Origin of the sequence: Streptomyces sp. NPDC021562, from assembly GCF_040640875.1 — a bacterium.
Classification (GTDB): Bacteria; Actinomycetota; Actinomycetes; order Streptomycetales; family Streptomycetaceae; genus Streptomyces.
This window is the reverse complement of the sequence record NZ_JBFACN010000011.1, coordinates 140,639-159,639: the sequence shown is the minus strand read 5'-3', so window position 1 is coordinate 159,639 and position 19,001 is coordinate 140,639. Positions and strand designations below refer to the sequence as shown.

Annotated in this window: 16 protein-coding genes and 3 pseudogenes; 15 read left to right on the top strand and 4 right to left on the bottom strand. The window is 69.4% G+C overall.

The window, feature by feature from the left end; translation table 11 throughout:
- The first annotated feature begins 102 nt into the window (after window positions 1–102).
- From AB0G52_RS19025 to AB0G52_RS18995, 7 genes and pseudogenes are all read left to right on the top strand, one after another.
- On the top strand, window positions 103–537 hold the full coding sequence (locus tag AB0G52_RS19025) for a nuclear transport factor 2 family protein (protein WP_361337378.1): 435 nt from the start codon (window positions 103–105) through the stop codon (window positions 535–537).
- 82 nt (window positions 538–619) lie between these two features.
- Window positions 620–1,423, top strand: a complete 804-nt coding sequence (locus tag AB0G52_RS19020; protein ID WP_361337376.1) for an IS5/IS1182 family transposase — start codon at window positions 620–622, stop codon at window positions 1,421–1,423.
- A gap of 64 nt (window positions 1,424–1,487) precedes the next feature.
- Window positions 1,488–1,697, top strand: a pseudogene (locus tag AB0G52_RS19015) (amino acid permease); the annotation flags it as partial.
- A 256-nt stretch (window positions 1,698–1,953) separates the two neighbouring features.
- Complete coding sequence (gene kdpF, locus AB0G52_RS19010) at window positions 1,954–2,043, top strand: K(+)-transporting ATPase subunit F (RefSeq protein WP_067057375.1); 90 nt, start codon at window positions 1,954–1,956, stop codon at window positions 2,041–2,043.
- A gap of 8 nt (window positions 2,044–2,051) precedes the next feature.
- On the top strand, window positions 2,052–3,716 hold the full coding sequence (gene kdpA, locus AB0G52_RS19005; RefSeq protein WP_361337374.1) for a potassium-transporting ATPase subunit KdpA: 1,665 nt from the start codon (window positions 2,052–2,054) through the stop codon (window positions 3,714–3,716).
- On the top strand, window positions 3,713–5,845 hold the full coding sequence (gene kdpB, locus AB0G52_RS19000) for a potassium-transporting ATPase subunit KdpB (protein ID WP_207921846.1): 2,133 nt from the start codon (window positions 3,713–3,715) through the stop codon (window positions 5,843–5,845). Before kdpA ends, kdpB begins: the two co-directional genes overlap by 4 nt.
- Window positions 5,846–5,850: 5 nt before the next feature.
- Window positions 5,851–6,558 carry a potassium-transporting ATPase subunit C gene (locus tag AB0G52_RS18995; RefSeq protein WP_132891393.1) on the top strand — a complete coding sequence of 236 codons (708 nt, stop codon included), beginning with the start codon at window positions 5,851–5,853 and terminating at the stop codon, window positions 6,556–6,558.
- Between the two features lie 209 nt (window positions 6,559–6,767).
- Here the strand turns inward: AB0G52_RS18995 and AB0G52_RS18990 are convergent, their stop codons facing one another.
- The 3 genes from AB0G52_RS18990 to AB0G52_RS18980 form a co-directional block, all read right to left on the bottom strand.
- Window positions 6,768–8,888 carry a SpoIIE family protein phosphatase gene (locus tag AB0G52_RS18990; protein ID WP_361337372.1) on the bottom strand — a complete coding sequence of 707 codons (2,121 nt, stop codon included), beginning with the start codon at window positions 8,886–8,888 and terminating at the stop codon, window positions 6,768–6,770.
- Between the two features lie 287 nt (window positions 8,889–9,175).
- Window positions 9,176–9,913, bottom strand: coding sequence for an MBL fold metallo-hydrolase (locus AB0G52_RS18985; RefSeq protein WP_361337370.1), 738 nt, complete (start codon window positions 9,911–9,913; stop codon window positions 9,176–9,178).
- Between the two features lie 5 nt (window positions 9,914–9,918).
- On the bottom strand, window positions 9,919–10,869 hold the full coding sequence (locus AB0G52_RS18980) for a saccharopine dehydrogenase NADP-binding domain-containing protein (protein ID WP_361337368.1): 951 nt from the start codon (window positions 10,867–10,869) through the stop codon (window positions 9,919–9,921).
- A 215-nt stretch (window positions 10,870–11,084) separates the two neighbouring features.
- Here AB0G52_RS18980 and AB0G52_RS18975 point away from each other — a divergent pair, with 215 nt between their 5' ends.
- The 8 genes and pseudogenes from AB0G52_RS18975 to AB0G52_RS18940 all read left to right on the top strand — a co-directional run bounded on the left by AB0G52_RS18975 (window position 11,085) and on the right by AB0G52_RS18940 (window position 17,730).
- A complete protein-coding gene (locus tag AB0G52_RS18975; RefSeq protein ID WP_361337366.1) occupies window positions 11,085–11,600 on the top strand; it encodes a winged helix DNA-binding protein in 516 nt (171 codons plus the stop codon).
- Window positions 11,601–11,683: 83 nt separating this feature from the next.
- Window positions 11,684–11,906: pseudogene (locus AB0G52_RS18970) on the top strand (aldo/keto reductase); the annotation flags it as partial.
- A 321-nt stretch (window positions 11,907–12,227) separates the two neighbouring features.
- Entirely contained in the window at window positions 12,228–12,470 is a 243-nt protein-coding gene (locus AB0G52_RS18965; protein ID WP_361337364.1) for a DUF5302 domain-containing protein, read from the top strand.
- Between the two features lie 511 nt (window positions 12,471–12,981).
- A complete protein-coding gene (locus tag AB0G52_RS18960) occupies window positions 12,982–13,185 on the top strand; it encodes a cold-shock protein (protein ID WP_086699230.1) in 204 nt (67 codons plus the stop codon).
- Window positions 13,186–13,532: 347 nt separating this feature from the next.
- Window positions 13,533–15,029, top strand: coding sequence for a DEAD/DEAH box helicase (locus AB0G52_RS18955; protein WP_361337362.1), 1,497 nt, complete (start codon window positions 13,533–13,535; stop codon window positions 15,027–15,029).
- A 92-nt stretch (window positions 15,030–15,121) separates the two neighbouring features.
- The gene (locus AB0G52_RS18950; protein WP_361337533.1) at window positions 15,122–15,478 is read left to right on the top strand and encodes a CBS domain-containing protein; all 357 of its coding nucleotides are present in this window, start codon (window positions 15,122–15,124) and stop codon (window positions 15,476–15,478) included.
- A gap of 5 nt (window positions 15,479–15,483) precedes the next feature.
- Window positions 15,484–15,690, top strand: a pseudogene (locus tag AB0G52_RS18945) (SCO5918 family protein); the annotation flags it as partial.
- A gap of 354 nt (window positions 15,691–16,044) precedes the next feature.
- Window positions 16,045–17,730, top strand: coding sequence for a ribonuclease J (locus AB0G52_RS18940; RefSeq protein WP_361337360.1), 1,686 nt, complete (start codon window positions 16,045–16,047; stop codon window positions 17,728–17,730).
- Window positions 17,731–17,880: 150 nt separating this feature from the next.
- Here AB0G52_RS18940 and AB0G52_RS18935 read toward each other — a convergent pair whose 3' ends face one another.
- A complete protein-coding gene (locus tag AB0G52_RS18935; protein WP_132891384.1) occupies window positions 17,881–18,999 on the bottom strand; it encodes an acyl-CoA desaturase in 1,119 nt (372 codons plus the stop codon).
- Window positions 19,000–19,001 lie beyond the last annotated feature (2 nt).

The following is a 19,001-nucleotide window of genomic DNA, read 5'->3' as shown; positions in this document are numbered from 1 at the left end:
CCCCGGATCCTTCGCTCCGGTGGGACCTGTGATCACTCTTGCAGCCGGAGTATCGACTCCGTATATTCCGGAGTGTGGACTCCGATTAGAAGGGTAACCACCATGCGAACCCCGGAAGAGACGTTCCGTGCCATGCTCGACGGCGCCTGCCGGCTGCAGAACGGTGACCGCAGCCAGGTCGACAGGCTGGCAGAGTTCTACGCCGAAGAAACCGACGTGCGACACCCGCTGGCACCGCTCGGCGACACCCCGTTGCTCAGCCGCGAAGCACTCCGGCAGCGCTTCGCCACGGCAGGGTCGACTGGCCTGGCAGGCTTCCGGGTCGAGGACGTACGCGTCCACCAGACTGCCGACCCCGAGGTGGTCATCGGCGAATTCACTTACCGCGGCGATGCCGGCTGGGCCGCGCCGGGCATCATCGTCTTCCGGATCCGCGACGGGCTGATCGTCGAGTCGCGGGACTATATCGATCACCTCGGGCTCGCCCGTGCCACCAACACGGTCGACGCCCTCTGTGCGCAGTTGGCACACTCGTAGAGGTGGCCGGTGATGTGACGCGGGCACCGCGTTCCGCCTTGATGCGGGTTGTCGAAGCCAACATCTGAAGACGGAGTACGCGGTGCCCGCTGTCGAAGCATGGGCGATCGAACCCTTGCGGGTCCAGTTCGAGACCCTTCTGCCCCCGCACGTCGACACCCATCCGTGGGGATGCCACAACCCCCGGATCCCGGACCGGGTTGTCTTCGACAAGCTCGTCGCCAAGATCGTCTTTGGCAGCTCGTATGAGAAGCACGCCGACGCCTCGTGCTCGGCGACCACGATCAGGGCACGGCGCAACGCGTGGATCACCGCCGGGGTGTTCGATCGGCTGGAGCAGATCGTGCTGGAAGCCTACGACCGGATCGTGGGCTTGGACTTGGCCGACATCACCGTGGACGGCCAGATCACCAAGGCCCCCTGTGGCGGCGAGGCCGCCGGGAAATCACCGATTGACCGGGGAAAACTCGGGATCAAGTGGTCCCGGTTGACCGACGGCAGCGGGATCCCACCGCCGCTGCTGCGCCCGACCCTGGAGAAGCTGGGTCGCTTCGAGCTCGCTCTTCCCGAGGTGATGCGGGTCCATCTTGACGCCGGCTACGACTCCAAGATCACCCGCGAACTACTCGCCGAGCTCGGCTGTGGGTGGCAGATCCAGCCCAAGGGCGAGGTCATCCCGATCAACCACACCCGCCGCTGGGTCGTTGAACGCACCAACTCCTGGTACAGCCGTGGCTTCAATCTGACGCTTTCATGCACCGAACGACGCGAGGTCGTCATCAACGCGCACCTCGCCGTGATAAGCGCGATCATCGTCATCCGACGCCTCGTCCGCGAGGCATGGACCACCCACCGCTGGGACACCCGACCGCGCCGACGACCCTGACCGCTCACCCTCTACCCGCGGAACCTCTAAAGGGGCTTCCTTGGGAGCAGCCCTCGGGAGACGCGAGCGGCGCAGCCTGGGCCGCCCCGTCGCCGCGCACGTCCGGCAGGTGGCCGCGGCCGAACCCGGCACCCGGGTCACCGTGCTGATTGCGGAGGCGGAGCCGGAGCGGCTGTGGCAGCGCCTGCTGCAGAACCAGCGGGGCGCGGTCGTCGCGCACGCCGTGCGGCGGGAGACGGACGCGGTGATCCGTCGGCTCCGGTTCCGCCTGTGAGGCAGGTCACCGGCGGCCGTACCGGCCTGCCGAGCGGTACGGGCCGTGGCCGTAAGCATCCCGTCAAAGGTGCCGTGACGGCCGTATGAGGGTCGTCAACGCACGACCGGATCCGGCCGGACAGGCGGTTTCCTCTAAACGTCCGTTTGAACCGAACCTCACTCCAGGAGTTCGCGATGGCCGATCTGGCCTTCGTCGTCACCGTGCTCGCGGGTTTCGCGCTGGTGGCCCTTGTCGCCAAGGGGGTGACGAAGCTGTGACCGTCGAAAACATCGTCGGCCTCGTCGTGGCCGTCGCCCTGCTGGGCTATCTCGTCCTCGCCCTGATCTTCCCGGAGAGGTTCTGAGCACAGACATGAGTCCCGCACTCGCCGGCGTGCTCCAGCTGCTCGCCCTGATCGGCGCGCTGGCACTCGCCTACGTGCCCGTCGGCACCTACATGGCCAAGGTCTACGACTCGCGCCAGCACCTGCGCGTGGAGAAGTGGATCTACAAGGCCATCGGTGCCGACCCCGACACCGAGATGACGTGGCCCGCCTACCTGCGCGGTGTGCTGGCCTTCTCGGCCGTCAGTGTCCTCTTCCTCTACCTGCTGCAGCGGTTGCAGGGCGTGCTGCCCGGCTCGATGCACTTCTCCTCGGTGAACCCGGCGCAGTCGTTCAACACGGCTGTCTCGTTCGTGACGAACACCAACTGGCAGTCGTACTACGGCGAGCAGACCATGGGTCACGTCGTGCAGACCGCCGGTCTGGCCGTGCAGAACTTCGTCTCCGCGGCCGTCGGTATCGCCGTCGCGGTGGCGCTGGTGCGCGGTTTCGCGCGCTCGCGCACCGGTGAGCTGGGCAACTTCTGGGCGGACCTGGTGCGCGGCACGCTGCGCATCCTGGTGCCGGGCGCCGTGATCGCCGCGGTGGTCCTGGTGGCCTGCGGCGCGATCCAGAACTTCTCCGGCATCCACGAGGTCGGGCAGTTCATGGGCGGTACGCAGCAGTGGAACGGCGGCGCGGTCGCCTCGCAGGAGGCCATCAAGGAGCTGGGTACCAACGGCGGCGGCTACTTCAACGCCAACTCCGCCCACCCCTTCGAGAACCCGACGCCCTTCACCAACCTCTTCGAGATCTTCCTGATCCTGGTCGTCCCGTTCTCGCTGACCCGCACCTTCGGTGTGATGGTCGGCTCGGTGAAGCAGGGTTACGCGATCCTCGCCACGATGTTCACGATCTGGCTGGGCTTCGTCGCGCTGATGATGTGGACCGAGTTCGCCCACCACGGTCCGGCGCTCCAGGCCGCCGGCGGGGCGATGGAGGGCAAGGAGACCCGGTTCGGAGTCGGCGCCTCCTCGATCTTCGCGGTGTCCACGACGCTGACCTCGACCGGTGCGGTGGACTCCTTCCACTCCTCCTTCACCGGCCTCGGCGGCGGCATCACCATGCTGAGCATGATGCTGGGCGAGATCGCGCCCGGCGGCACCGGCTCCGGCCTCTACGGCATGCTGATCATGGCCGTGATCGCGGTGTTCATCGCCGGCCTGATGGTCGGCCGTACCCCGGAGTACCTGGGCAAGAAGATCGGCGGCCGCGAGATGAAGCTCGCCGCCTGCTACATACTCATCACCCCCGCGCTGGTGCTGGTGTTCACGGCGGCCTCCATGGCCCTGCCGACGCCGCCGCACTCGATGCTCAACTCCGGCGCGCACGGCTTCTCCGAAGTCCTCTACGCGTTCACGTCGGCGTCGAACAACAACGGCTCCGCCTTCGCCGGCCTCAACGCGAACACCGACTGGTACAACACCATGACCGGGCTCGCGATGCTGCTGGGCCGCTTCCTGCCGATGGTGTTCGTCCTGGCGCTGGCCGGCTCGCTGGCCGAGCAGACGCCGGTGCCGGTGACCGCGGGCACCCTGCGCACCGAGAAGCCGCTGTTCACCGGCCTGCTGGTGGGCGCGATCCTGATCATCACCGGTCTGACCTACTTCCCGGCCCTCGCGCTGGGCCCGCTCGCCGAGGGGCTGGCGTCATGACCACCCGTACTGAGGACTCAGAGGACGCCATGTCCACAGCCACTCCCACCCGGGCGCCGCACAGCGACGTCCCCACCGGGCACAAGCCCGCCGAGGGACGTGTAGGAGCGGGCCTCTTCGACCCCAAGGCGCTGCTCAAGTCGCTGCCGGACGCGTTCCGCAAGCTCGACCCGCGGGTGATGGTCAAGTCCCCCGTGATGTTCGTGGTGTGGATCGGCTCCGTGCTGACCACCGTCTTCTCCTTCCAGCACCCGGGTGACTGGTTCGGCTGGACCATCAGCGCCTGGCTGTGGCTGACCGTGGTCTTCGCCAACCTCGCGGAGGCGGTCGCCGAGGGCCGCGGCAAGGCGCAGGCCGACACCCTGCGCAAGGCCAAGACCGACACCGTCGCCCGCCGGCTGCTGGGGGACACCGAGGAGCAGGTGCCCGGTACCGCGCTGACCGTCGGCGACCTCGTGGTCTGCGAGGCCGGCGACGTCATCCCCGGTGACGGCGACGTCGTCGAGGGCGTCGCCTCGGTGGACGAGTCGGCGATCACCGGCGAGTCCGCTCCCGTCATCCGCGAGTCCGGCGGTGACCGGTGCGCCGTGACCGGCGGTACGAAGGTGCTGTCCGACCGGATCGTCATCAAGATCACGACGAAGCCGGGCGAGACCTTCATCGACCGGATGATCAACCTGGTCGAGGGCGCCGCCCGGCAGAAGACGCCCAACGAGATCGCGCTGAACATCCTGCTCGCCTCGCTGACCATCGTCTTCCTGCTGGCGGTGGCCACCCTGCCGCCGTTCGCCACCTTCGCCCACACGCACCTGACCATGGTCGTGCTGGTGGCCCTGCTGGTGTGCCTGATACCGACCACGATCGGCGCGCTGCTCTCCGCGATCGGCATCGCGGGCATGGACCGTCTGGTGCAGCGCAACGTGCTGGCCATGTCCGGGCGTGCGGTGGAGGCCGCCGGCGACGTCTCCACACTGCTGCTCGACAAGACCGGCACCATCACCCTCGGCAACCGGCAGGCCGCCGAGTTCGTGCCGGTGCGCGGGACGACGGAGGCCGAGGTGGCGGATGCGGCCCAGCTGTCGTCGCTGGCCGACGAGACGCCCGAGGGCCGCTCGATCGTCGTCCTGGCGAAGGAGAAGTACGGGCTGCGCGAGCGCCACCAGGGCGAGCTGGTCGGCGCCGAGTGGATCGAGTTCACCGCCCAGACCCGCATGTCGGGTGTGGACGTCGACGGCAGGAAGATCCGCAAGGGCGCCACCGCTTCGGTCATCGCCTGGGTGAAGGAGGAGGGCGGCAGTGTCGCGGAGGACGCCGACGCCATGGCCGACCGGATCTCCGAGGCGGGCGGCACGCCGCTGCTGGTCGCCGTCAACGACGACGAGGGCGCCCGCGTCCTGGGCGTCATCCATCTGAAGGACGTGGTCAAGGAGGGCATGCGGGAGCGGTTCGAGGAACTGCGCCGCATGGGCATCAAGACGGTCATGATCACCGGTGACAACCCGCTGACCGCGAAGGCGATCGCGGAGGAGGCCGGCGTCGACGACTTCCTCGCGGAGGCGACCCCCGAGGACAAGATGGCCCTCATCAGGCGGGAGCAGGCCGGCGGCAAGCTGGTCGCGATGACCGGTGACGGCACCAACGACGCACCCGCGCTGGCCCAGGCGGATGTCGGCGTGGCGATGAACACCGGTACGTCGGCCGCCAAGGAGGCCGGCAACATGGTCGACCTCGACTCCAACCCGACCAAGCTCATCGAGATCGTCGAGATCGGCAAGCAGCTGCTGATCACCCGCGGCGCGCTGACGACGTTCTCCATCGCCAACGACGTCGCGAAGTACTTCGCGATCATCCCGGCGCTGTTCGCGGCGGTCTACCCGGGCCTGGACAAGCTGAACATCATGCACCTGTCCTCGCCGAACTCCGCGATCCTGTCGGCCGTCGTCTTCAACGCGCTGATCATCATCGCCCTGGTGCCGCTCTCCCTGAAGGGCGTGCGGTACCGGCCGATGAGCGCCGACAAGATGCTCCGCCGCAACCTCGGGATCTACGGCATCGGCGGACTGGTCGCGCCCTTCGTCGGCATCAAGATCATCGACATGCTCATCTCCCTCATTCCCGGAATCGGCTGATCGCCATGAACAACTCCGTAACGAACACCGTCCGGTTGCTCGGGGCGGGCCTCAGGGCCCTCCTCGTGCTGACCCTGGTGACGGGCGTCATCTACCCGCTGGTGGTGACCGGCATCGCCCAGGGGCTGTTCAGCGACAAGGCGAACGGCTCCGAGATCGAGGCGGACGGCAAGGTCGTCGGCTCGTCCCTGATCGGGCAGTCGTACAACCTGCCGTTGAAGAAGGGCCAGACCACCCCGGACCCGGACCTGAAGTGGTTCCAGGGCCGCCCGGCCGACGGCCTCGGCACCAACAGCGTCAACACCCGCTACACCCTGATCCTGTCCGGGGCCACCAACCTGGCCGCCGACAGCGGCGCGGTCAACGGCAGGTGCCCGGCCAAGCCCGCGGACAAGACGCTCTGCGCCCAGGTCCTCGCCGCCAAGGACGCCGTGGTCAAGGACAACTCGGTCCCCGGCTACACCGTCAGGCCGTCCGACGTCCCCGCCGACGCGGTGACCTCCTCCGGCTCCGGCCTGGATCCGGCGATCTCCCCGCGGTACGCCGAACTCCAGGTCCACCGGGTCGCCGCGCGGAACGGCCTGTCCGTCGCCCAGGTGGAGAAGCTGGTCAAGGAGCACACCGAAGGCCGCACTCTGGGCTTCATGGGCGAGCCCCGGGTGAACGTCCTGGAGCTCAACATCGCGCTCAAGGACCTCGCGGCGAAGCAGTGAAGCAGTGAGGGCCTTGCGCCACCCACTCGGGAGCCGGCGGACCCGGGCGGAACCCGGGTCCGCCGGCTCCCGCAGCCATGACGTCGGTCGCGTCGCTCTCGGCGCCTTCGGCCCGGCGTTTGACAGGAGGACACCTCAGGCGTCGGGCGGCACGTCCAGCCGGCTCGGGCCGACACCGCTGGACGATCGGGCGAACCGTCCACGACGTCCTAGCGGGGGCGTTGTGCGCCCGTTGGCGGGAACGACTGGGCGCGGGCGATCAGCAGGGCGACGTCGTCGTGGTCGTCGGGTTGCCTCAGATCGTGCAGGAGACGGTCGCAGGATTCCTCCAGCGGGCAGTCGGGTGCGTCGAGGACGTGCAGGAGGGTGTCGAGGCGTTCGTCGATGGGGTGGTGGCGGGTTTCGACCAGCCCATCGGTGTAGAGGACCAGTTGGTCGCCCGGGTCGAGGCCGACGGTGGTGGTCTCGAAGCGGACGCCGCCCACGCCGAGCGGGGTGCCGGTGGGCAGGTCGAGCAGCTGGGGATGGTCTCCGCGGCGGACGAGGACGGGGGGCAGGTGGCCGGCGTTGGCGATGTGGCACTCGCCGTGGTGCGGATCGTAGGCGGCGTAGAGACAGGTGGCGATGTACTGCTCCAGTCCGGAGGTGATCGTGTCGAGCTGCTCCAGAACGCGGGTCGGGTCGAGGTCGAGGCCGGCGAAGGCGGCGGTCGCGGTGCGCAGACGGCCCATGGCCGCAGCGGCGTCGATACCGCTGCCCATGACGTCGCCCACGACGAGGGCCGTCTTGTCGCCGCCCAGCGGGAGGACGTCGTACCAGTCGCCGCCGATTTCGTAGGCGGCCTGTGCGGGCTGGTAGCGGGAGGCGATCTGCAGGCCGGGCAGGCTGGGTGGATGGTGGGGGAGCAGGCTGCGCTGAAGGGTCTCGGCGGCGTTGCGGACGCTCTGGTGGGCGCGGGCGTTGTCGATGCACACCGCGGTGCGGGAGGCCAGTTCGATGGCGATGGCGAGGTCGTCCTCGTCGAAGGGCTGTGGGTCGCGGGCGCGGGTCAGGCCCAGGAAGCCGAGGACGGTGGCGCGTGCGGTCAGCGGGACGGCCATGTAGGAGTGCACTCCGGCGCGGGCCAGCAGCGTGGCGGCGTGCTCGTCGCGGGCGATGCGTGCCAGGTCGTTTCCGTCGGCGTGGGGGATCAGGACGGGCCGGCCGGTGCGCACGCAGCGGGTGGCCACGCGGTCGTCGTCGTACGCGGCTATGTGGCCGGGCGGATCGGCGGCCTCGGCCGCCTCGGTGCGGTAGGCCGCCTTCAGCGCCAGGGCACGGAAGAACGCCGGACCGACCCGGGTACGGGGCCGGTGCTCGTCCAGGACGGAGTCCAGTACGTCGACGGAGACCACGTCGGCGAGCTCGGGCACGGTGACGTCGGCCAGCTCCCGGGCGGTCTGCGCGACGTCCAAGGTGGTGCCGATGCGGGCGGAGCCGTCGGCGATCACGGCCAGGCGCCGCCGCGTCGCGCTCGCCTCCCTGGCCGACTGGTAACGCTCGGTGACGTCAGTGACCAGTTCGGCCACCCCGAGCACGCGGCCCTGGGTGTCTTCGAGCCGGTAGGCGGAGATGGTCCAGGCGTGCAGGCGCGGCTCCGGGTCGGCCGGGCTGTGGCCGACGATGGTGGACTGGTCGATCAGGGGGATCCCGGTGTCGAGGACCTCCCGCATCGCGGCCTCGGGCACCGCGAACTTCGCGTCATACATGATCTCGCGGTAGTGGCGGCCCAGGTGGTCTCTCGCGGGGATGCCGTGCATCCGCTCCAGCGCCGGATTGATGGACATGTACCGCAGGGCGGGGTCGAGGATGGCGATTCCGATGGGGGACTGGGAGATCAGCCGGGTGGACAGGGCGATGTCCCGCTCCACCTCGCGCAGTGTGGGTGAGTCGGTGCCGAGGCCGAGGGCGTAGAAGTCGCCGCGGTCGTCCATGAGCCGCATGTTGCGCAGCTCCACCAGCCGCGTGCCGCCGCCCTTGCGCCGGGCGGGGAACGTGCCGCCCCAGCGCCCGCCCGTCTCCATGACCTCGGCGAACTTCTTGAGCACCCAGTCCCAGTGCTCTTCCGGGACCAGGAGCTGCGCGGCGTACTGCCCGAGCGCCTCCTCGGCGGTGTAGCCGTACAGTTCCTCGGCTTGCGGGCTCCACAGGACGACCCGCCCCTCGGCGTCCAGCAGCACGGCCGCGACCCCGAGAAGATCCATCAGCCCACTTTGCTGTGACGGTTCGCCGTCCGGTCGGTCGCCGAGCACCTGGCCGATGTCCGCGGGACGCCCTTCGGCTTCGCTCATCGCAGGTGCTCCTTCCGCCGGTCCGCGCCGTATGAGCCGGCCCTCGGCCTGGAGCGCGGCCTGTCTGCGCCTGGGGGCGCTTCGGCTTCCATGGTTCACCCAGTTCGTGGGGAACACACCCCGTTCCTGTGCGCGCCGGCCGGACCTCGCCCGTTCCACCGGCGCCGGCGAACCGGTTCATCCGGCACCGCTCGGCGATGACCGCCCCGGCCCCCTCTGCCCATCCCGTGATCCGAAAAAGGCCAGGGCTGCCGCCTGCCGTCGCCCCGTGTTCCGCAGCCGACGCGCTAACGGATTCCGCTCGCCGCCGCCTGCCGCGCGGCCCGCGCCAAGCCGTCCGTCCACGGTTCGCCGTGGCCCGGCAGCACACTGGTGAGCTCGTGTCCGGCGATCTTGTCGAGCGAGGCCAGCGCGGCATGGCTGTCCTGGGTGAAGGCCCGGCAGATGACGCACGGCCCGACCCGGCCGGTCACCGAGTCGTGGGTGACCAGGGCGTCGCCGGTGAAGGCGAGCGAGGCGTCCGGGAAGAGGTAGCTGGTGGAGCCGTGCGTGTGGCCGGGTGTGTGCACGGCCAACGGCGCTCCGTGCAGGTCGAGGTGCTGGTCGCCGCTGAAGGTGCGCACGGAGCGGACGGCCGGGACGCGCAGGGCGCCGCCACGGGCCAGGTGCAGCGGCGCGCGCAGGCCGCTCGGGCGGCGGACCGCGTAGCCGAGCAGTGAACGCTCGGGCGTCCAGACCTTGTTCAGCTGCCGGGGCTCGGTGAGGATCGGCGCGTCGGACTCGTGCACCCACACGTCGGCGCCGGAGGCCGCGCGAATCCGCTCGGCGACGCCGACGTGGTCCGGGTGGCCGTGGGTGACCAGCACCGCCGCGATGTCGGTGACCGGGCGACCGAGGCCGCGAAGCGCGGTCTCCAGGCTGTTCCAGTGCGCGGGCAGTCCGGCGTCGACCAGCAGCAGGGACGGGCCGGTGTCGACCAGGTAGAAGTTGACCAGGTGGTCGCCCAGACGGTGCACCGTGGTCATCGCGCTCACCGGCCCGGTCGGATCGTGGTGCCGGGCAGGGACGCGATCAGTTCGGGTCCGAGCAGCCGCGCTGCCGTCCAGGCGCCGGGCGGTGGCCCGTCGAGAAGCCGGGCGGCGGTGGCGGCGGCCACCGCCGCGGTGAACGCGAACCCCTCGCCGGTGCTCAGCTCAGCGGTGTGCACCCGCCCGTCCGCGTCAGTGAGCTCCGCGTATGCGTGGGAGCGGCCGTCACCCGCCCCACTGCCGCGCGGCACCGCGTACGCGATGACCTCCGGGGCACCGCTCGCCTCCCGTGCCGCCTCCAGGTCTCCCGTCGGTACCGGGATCACGGTGCGGGTCGCGCCGCCGAAGGTGAGGGTGGTGGCGCCCTCGCCGAGCGGCGCGCGCACCAGCGCACCTGCCTCGTAGCGGGTGGCTCCCTCGGTCATGGCCTCGGCGACGGTGCCGCGCACGCCCTCCGTGTCGTACGCGCTGTGCGGGGCGGCGGCGACCTTCACCGTGGCCGCGCCGGCACCCGCGGCGAGCAGGGCCAGTACCAGTGCCTCGGTGGCGGCCGGCCCGAATCCGGCTCCGGTCACCAGGGTGGCGCCCCGTTCGCGCACCTCGGCGTCCCGGTCGAGCAGCGCGCGCACGGCGGACCGCTCGTTGGCGAGGTCGAGGTAGGCGGTGCCGGCGTCCAGGCAGGCGGCCACCACCGCCGGGGACAGCCGGGCGAACGGACCGACCGTGTTGACCAGGACCTTGCCCGCACCGGCCGCCGTGGCCAGCGACGCGGGATCCGTGAGGTCCACCCCCAGGACCGACACCGCCCTGTCCTCGAACCGGGCCGCGGTCCGGGCCAGCCGTGCGGCGTCCCGGCCGGCCAGCACGACCCGCCCGCCCTGCCGGACGAGCTCTTCGGCGATCAGGCCGCCGGTGGTTCCGGACGCACCCAGCACGACGAAGTCACTGCGCATGACCATGCTCCTTCTCCCTGGCGGGCCGTTCCCGCCAGGCAGGAACATCATGACACGACATCGATGTTGTGTCATCAATGTGTTGTCATCGATGTGGGGTCACTAATGGGGGGTCATCAATGCAGGGTCATCGATGTCGTGTCATTGATACGCTTGGTCGCGCACCCGGGTCGCACCGTCGGGAACCCGGGGCCGCTCGAACCGAAGGAGTGCTCGTGACCGCCGGACCCAGCCACTCCCCCCGCGCCGCCCTCGACGAACTGCGCTACCTGCTGCTGGCCGCCCAGCGTGAGGGCAGCCGTCGGCTCGGCGAGGCTCTGCGACCGCTCGGTCTGACACCTTCACAGGCCGAGGTGCTCGACGTGCTCACGGAGCATCAGCCGGTCACCCTGGCCGCTCTGGGGCGCCTGCTGGTCTGCGAGCAGGGCAGCCCGAGCCGACTGGTCGAGTCCCTGGTCCAGCGCGACCTCGTCAGCCGTGTCCCGCACGAGCAGGACAAGCGCGCCGTCCTGCTCGAACTCACCCCCGCCGGCCAGTCCCTGGCCGCCCAGCTCGGCGAGGCGACCGGCCGGCTCACCACCACGATGGCCGAAACGCTGAAGGCTGCTGACGTGGCGACCCTCACCCGCCTGCTGCACACACTGCTCGAAGGCACCGACATCGCGCAGACCGTCCGCAACCGCTTCCCCGAACGACCCTCGGGTCCGCACGACGTTCGCGCGGCCACGTAGGCTCGTCGGCTGCCGCTTGGACGACTCCTCGTTGCCGGCTTGGGCCCGCAGCGGTACCCGGTCAAGCAGGATCACCCGCCTGCCTCTACCAGGTGCACCGGCCCAGCCCCGACACGGACGTCGCCGAACCCTCGGTGCCCTGACCGACCTGGTCCGCCAGGGCAAGGTCCGCTACATCGGCTCCTCCTCCTGGTCCGCGGCATCGAGGAGGACGTGCTACCCGCCGTGCGCCGCCACGGCATGGGCACCCTCGCCTCCAGCCCGCTCGCAGGCGGCTGGTTGTCGGGCCGCTACCGCAAGCACGCCACCGGGGCCCAGCTTCCGCGGCGCACCCCCGGGCCCGCTTCGTTCCAAAGGGCAACCCGAGGTCCGCAAGCTCGCCGAGGTCCGCGGGGCCGCCCTCGTGCGTCACAACGGCTGAGAGCCGTTGCCCTGGCAGCCTGGCCACGGGAATCGACAACCCTCGGCCCGGCCCGAAGCCGTCATGTGCGCCTCACCTACGAAGTCAACGCCTTCGGCCGCGAGAGGGACGCCCGCCGAAACGGAGCACGATGATGTCGCCGGTGCCTCGCACCGCGCCCGGCATGACAAGCTGAGCTTGCCCACCCCCGAACCCAGGAGATCGCCATGACCGCAGAGCCCGTGTCTACGGAGGGTTCGGAGCCGGATGCCCCCGAGACGTCCCCTCTGGAGCCGGACAGCGACGGCAACTACGACCTCAAGCGCAAGTTCCGCGAAGCCCTGGCGCGCAAGCGCGGTGCCCAGGCGGACGCCGCTGACATGGCCGCCAAGTCCGATGCATCGAAGGTGCGTTCGGCGCACGGCCCGGCTGCGAGCCAGCGGTCGTTCAGGCGCAAGAGCGGCGGCTGACTCGATGAGTCCCGCGATCTGACCCGCGACGTGCGCAAGTGCGCGCGTTGCGGGCCCCTTCACCGCTGTGAAAAACGACTGCGGCTGCCCGGGGTGACGGTAGGCATCCACGTGGCAGGACCATCTCCTGCGTCGTGAGGCGGAGCCGCCGATGCCCCGGTGGTCCGTCGTACCGCCGTCCAGGTGGTGCCGGGTGTGAGGAGGAGGCCTTCCTCCACCCGGCCGTCAGTTCCTCGCCGTCCGGCCCTGAGGCTCGTACGGCGGGTCACGGCACCGAACGTTGCGCTCCGGCCGGGTCAAAATCTGTGCCCGCGAGCCAAGGTTTCAACGGGACTGGCAGACAGATTCTCTACCGCATTCAGTGGGGTGGGATTATCCGCCGTACGCAGGCCGCTTCGGCGTGCTACTGTCAATATCAGTTGCAGTTGTGGTTCCCAAGAGGGGTGATCATCGCGGCGACACGGAGTCCGTGCAGCGCGGATCCGATGCACTGCCCCAAGGGAGAAATGACATGGCTGCCGGTACTGTGAAGTGGTTCAATGCGGAAAAGGGCTTCGGCTTCATCGAGCAGGACGGTGGTGGCGCTGATGTGTTCGCCCACTACTCGAACATTGCCGCCCAGGGCTTCCGCGAGCTGCTGGAGGGCCAGAAGGTGACCTTCGACATCGCGCAGGGCCAGAAGGGCCCGACGGCCGAAAACATCGTTGTCGCCTGACGCTGACTGTCGCGTAGGTGTAGCTGGGGCCCGCGTCCTTCGGGGTGCGGGCCCCAGCTACTCGCATTTTCCGCAGTGGTTTCGCCTGCGGACGACCAACAACGAAAACCGTAGGCTCATCGCACACGTCGCATCCTTCAGGTGTGCACGCCCCGTTTCATGGCTTCATCGCGGCGGACACCTGAACATGGCATCCGCTTCGCGCCAATCACTCCGGCTCCTGTGCCGCACGGTCTTTTCGTCGGTCAGATTTGCTTTCGCATTCCATCGGCCCATTCTTGTAATTCTCTGTGCTGCTCACTGCAGCGGGAATTCCTTGATATGCGCCGTATCGAGGAAGGTTCCGCATGAACCGAACACGCACGAAGGACCGCTTCCCCCGCACCCGTAACGGTGGTGCCGACTCCGGAAGGGGTGGCAGCCCATTCGGTTCGTCGGCCAAGAACCGCTCCGGCGGGCCGGGCCGTTCCGGTGGTCACGGCCGCCGCCCCGCAGCGGTCCAGGGGGAGTTCGCGCTGCCCAGCACGATCACTCCTGCGCTTCCCGCCGTGGAGGGCTTCGCCGATCTCGACATGCCCAGGGCGCTGCTGGGCGCGCTCTGCTCGCAAGGCGTGACCGTGCCGTTCCCGATCCAGGCAGCGACCCTGCCGAATTCCCTCGCCGGCCGGGACGTACTGGGCCGTGGCCGCACCGGTTCCGGCAAGACCCTCGCCTTCGGGCTGGCGCTGCTGGCCCGTACGGCCGGGCAGCGCGCCGAGGCGAGGCAGCCACTGGGGCTGATCCTCGTACCGACGCGTGAGCTGGCACAGCAGGTCACCGACGCGCTCGCCCTGTACGCCCGCTCCGTGAGGCTGCGGCTGGTCACGGTGGTGGGCGGAATGCCCATCGGCCGACAGGCGAACGCGCTGCGCGCCGGCGCCGAGATCATCGTCGCCACGCCGGGACGCCTCAAAGACCTCATCGACCGTGGCGACTGCCGACTGAACCAGGTGTCCGTCACCGTCCTCGACGAGGCCGACCAGATGGCCGACATGGGCTTCATGCCGCAGGTCACCGCCCTGCTCGACCAGGTCCGCCCCGAGGGTCAGCGCATGCTGTTCTCCGCCACACTCGACCGCAACGTCGACCTGCTCGTGCGCCGCTACCTCAGTGACCCCGTCGTGCACTCCGTCGACCCCTCGGCCGGCGCGGTCACGACGATGGAGCACCACGTGCTCCACATTCACGGCGCCGACAAGCACAAGGCCACCACCCAGATCGCCGCACGTGACGGCCGCGTGATCATGTTCCTCGACACCAAGCACGCCGTCGACGGCCTCACCGAGCACCTCCTGAACAGCGGGGTACGGGCCGCCGCCCTGCACGGCGGGAAGTCACAGCCACAGCGCACCCGCACGCTGGCACAGTTCAAGACCGGACACGTCAACGTGCTGGTAGCGACCAACGTCGCGGCGCGCGGCATCCACGTCGACAACCTCGACCTCGTCGTCAACGTCGACCCGCCGACCGACCACAAGGACTACCTCCACCGCGGCGGCCGCACCGCCCGTGCAGGAGAGTCCGGCAGTGTCGTCACCCTGGTCACCCCCAACCAGCGTCGCGGCATGACCCGCCTCATGGCAGCGGCAGGCATCGTCCCGCAGACCACCCAGATCCGTGCCGGCGATGAGGCCCTGCGCCGCATCACCGGTGCTCAGGCACCCTCCGGCATCCCGGTCGTCATCACTGCACCGGTGGTCGAACGCCCCAAGAAGCGCGGCGCCACCTCACGCGGTCGGCGCCGCCCCGCCTCGGCGGCCCGCCGTGCGCTCGTACGGCAGTCCACCGCCGGTGCGGCGGCATGAAAACTTCGTGTCAGCAAGCCCGCCCAACTGCGCAGGAGGCACTTTTGACGCTGGACCAGAAGACGCAGTTCCACTCAACACGCACCAAGGCCGTGCAGACGGCGGCCCATCCCGCGGACGCGGCCGGACCACAGGTCTGGGAGGACATGACCGTGGAGGTGGCACTGTCCGTGATGACCGCCGCCCGTACGGGGCATCTGGTCGTCTGCGACGAAGACGGTCTGCCCACCGGTCTGGTCACCCGGGACCGGCTCACGGCCGTTCGGGACGGCTCCGGATACACGGACCGGATCCGCCTGCGTGACATCGCCGACGTCATCGGGTCCTTCGCCTCGCCGCCGGCCACGAGGGCCGAAGCCGAGCGTGCGATGCACCGCCGCCGGCTCGGGGCCCCGCCCGTTGCCGACGGACACGGCAACGCTCTGGGCGACCTCGCCCTCTCTGGCTGAACCGCTACCCGGCCAAGCAGGTCGGCCAGGTCGCCACTCGCCAGGATCGCCGCGATTTCAGCACCGGCGAAGTCCTCAGGGCCATGACCCAACTCGGCTTCACCTGCCGGACCCGCCCTACGGCCGCATCTGCGCCCCTGCCCGGCCCGTACGAGCCGGCTTCCGTAACGCTCGGCGCTTCCCCTGTCCGCCTGACTTACGGACAGGTGTGAGCCGAACAGAGCAGTGAGGCCCCACCTGTGTGGGCGAATTCCAGCGTTCGTAGCACCCCGCGGTGAGTTGATCAGCCGCGGGCAGATTGAACACACGCTCGGCTGAGGGGTCGATGGTGGGGTCCAGGCTCATGGCGGCATTCAAAGCGGCGTACCGGCAGGCCGAGGAGCAGGACGCCGTCTTTCGCGTCGCCATCGAGGCTCCGGGCGAGCACTGGACGCGTACTGCACGACGTGGCAGACGAGAGCCGGGCCGCGAACTGGCAGCCGTCCTGCGGACACCCGTTTGATGCCCCGACCCTGTCGGGAGGAGGTGATGGATCACCCTGTCCGCTCTCCGGGTACCGTCAGGGTATGAGCCATCCGCACCCCGAACTGAAAGCCGCCCCGCCCCTTCCCGAAGGAGGGCTGCGGGTCATCGCCCTGGGCGGCCTGGGTGAGATCGGCCGCAACATGACCGTCTTCGAGCACGCGGGCAAGCTGCTCATCGTCGACTGCGGTGTGCTGTTCCCCGAGGAGACCCAGCCCGGCGTGGACGTGATCCTGCCGGACTTCACCTCGATCCGGGACCGTCTGGACGACATCGTGGCCGTGATCCTCACCCACGGCCACGAGGACCACATCGGCGGCGTGCCGTACCTGCTGCGCGAGCGGTCCGACATTCCCGTCGTCGGCTCCAAGCTGACGCTGGCGTTCCTGGAGGCCAAGCTCAAGGAACACGGCATCCGGCCGCGCACGGTGCGAGTGCGGGAGGGCGACCGGCGTGGTTTCGGTCCCTTCGACTGCGAGTTCGTGGCGGTCAACCACTCCATCCCCGACAGCCTCGCGGTCGCCATCCGCACCCGGGCCGGGATGGTGCTGCACACCGGCGACTTCAAGATGGACCAGTTCCCTCTCGACGACCGCATCACCGATCTGCGCGCCTTCGCGCGCCTCGGCGAGGAGGGGGTGGACCTGTTCCTCACCGATTCCACCAACGCCGAAGTACCTGGCTTCACCACCTCCGAGCGTGAGCTGAACCCGGCGATCGAGCAGGTGATGCGCACCGCGCCGCGCCGGGTCATCGTCTCCAGCTTCGCCAGCCATGTGCACCGTATCCAGCAGGTCCTGGACGCCGCCCACCAGCACGGCCGCAAGGTCGCCTTCGTCGGCCGGTCGATGGTCCGCAACATGGGCATCGCCCGTGACCTTGGCTATCTGAAGGTCCCCTCCGGCCTGGTGGTGAGCACAAAGGAGCTGGAGAAGCTCCCGGACCACAAGATCACTCTGGTGTGCACCGGCTCCCAGGGCGAACCGATGGCCGCGCTGTCCCGGATGGCCAACCGCGACCACGTGATCCGCATCGGCAAGGCCGACACCGTCCTGCTGGCCAGCTCCCTCATCCCCGGCAACGAGAACGCCATCTACCGGGTGATCAACGGCCTCACCCGGTGGGGCGCCCACGTGGTCCACAAGGGCAACGCCAAGGTGCACGTCTCCGGGCACGCCAGCGCCGGCGAACTCGTCTACTGCTACAACATCGTCAAACCCCGCAACGTCATGCCCGTGCACGGCGAATGGCGCCACCTGCGGGCCAACGCCGACCTCGCCATCCGTACCGGTGTCGACCCCGACCGGGTCGTCATCGCCGAGGACGGAGTCGTCGTCGACCTGATCGACGGGCGCGCGTCCATCACCGGCAAGGTCCCCGCAGGCAACGTCTACGTGGACGGCATGGAAGTCGGCGGCGCCACCGAAGCGTCCCTCAAGGACCGCCTCACCCTCGCCGCCGAAGGCGTGGTCACCGTGGTGGCGATCGTCGACGCGGACACCGGCGCCCTGGCCGAGGCCCCCGACTTCCTGGCCCGTGGCTTCGTCCACGACGACGCCACCTTCGAGCCGGTCATTCCCGTCATCGAGAAGACCCTGGCCACCGCAGCCGAGGAAGGCGTCGGGGACGCGCGCCAACTCGAGCAACTCCTCGCCCGGGCAGTGGCGAACTGGGCGTTCCGCACCTACCGCCGTCGGCCCCTCATCATCCCCGTCATCATCGACGCCTGAGCCACCCCGGGCAGGCGTCCGGGGGCGGACGCCGATGCGAGCGCCGCGCCGGGCATCCCGCAGCACATCCAGCAGCTGACCTGCCGCCCGAGCGGCAACAGCCTGCGGACGCGCCTGACCTCGGGTTCGCGAGCCAGGCGCTGGTACCCGTCAGGCGGCGACGAGCTCCTGCTCACGGTCCGGCGTCTTGACCTCGGGCTTCTTGTTCGGCAGCGAGAGCCGGAAGACCTTGCGCCACGCGGAGAACACCTGCTTGGGCAGCGGCCCGGTGACGTACTCCAGCTCGTACTTCTCGAACAGCGCGCGCACCTTCACCGCGACCTCGGCGTACCGGTTGCTCGGCAGGTCGGGGAACAGGTGGTGCTCGATCTGGTGCGACAGGTTGCCGGTCATGAAGTGCATGGCGCTGCTGCCGCTGATGTTCGCCGAGCCCATCATCTGGCGCAGGTACCACTGGCCGCGCGTCTCGCCGTCGATCGACCGGCGTTCGAAGACCTGCACGCCCTCGGGGAAGTGACCGCACATGATCACCGAGTGGGACCAGAGGTTGCGGACCAGGTTCGCGGTGAACGTGGCGGCGAGCGTGGTGAGGAACGACGGGCCCGACAGCAGCGGGTGGATCACGTAGTCCTTCACCACCTGCTTGCGGATCTTGCGGCCCACGGCCTTGGCCCGCGCCCGGAACTCCGGGTTCTTGCGGCGCCGCTTGTGCAGGTTCTTGCCGAGCTCCAGGTCGTACGCGGCGATGCCGTACTCGAAGAAGCAGGCGTTGATGAAGTTCCACAGCGGCTGGCCGAGGTGGAACGGCTGCCACTTCTGGTCCTCGTCGACCCGCATGATGCCGTAGCCGAGGTCGTTGTCCTTGCCGATCACGTTGGTGTACGTGTGGTGCAGCTCGTTGTGCGAGTGCTTCCACTGGTCGGCCGGCGAGACGTGGTCCCATTCCCAGGTGGTGGAGTGGATCTTCGGGTCCCGCATCCAGTCCCACTGGCCGTGCAGGATGTTGTGGCCGATCTCCATGTTGTCCATGATCTTCGCCACGGACAGCCCGGCGGTGCCCAGCAGCCACGCGGGCGGGAAGATCGAGAACAGCAGCACCCCCCTGCTGACCAGCTCGAGTTTGCGCTGCGCCGAGATGACCTTGCGGATGTAGGCGGCGTCCTTCTCGCCGCGACTGGCGATCACCTCGTCGCGGATCGCGTCCAGTTCGCGGCCGAGTTCCTCGATCTGTTCCGCGGTCAGGTGGGCGGTGGGGTCGATGGCGGTCAAGG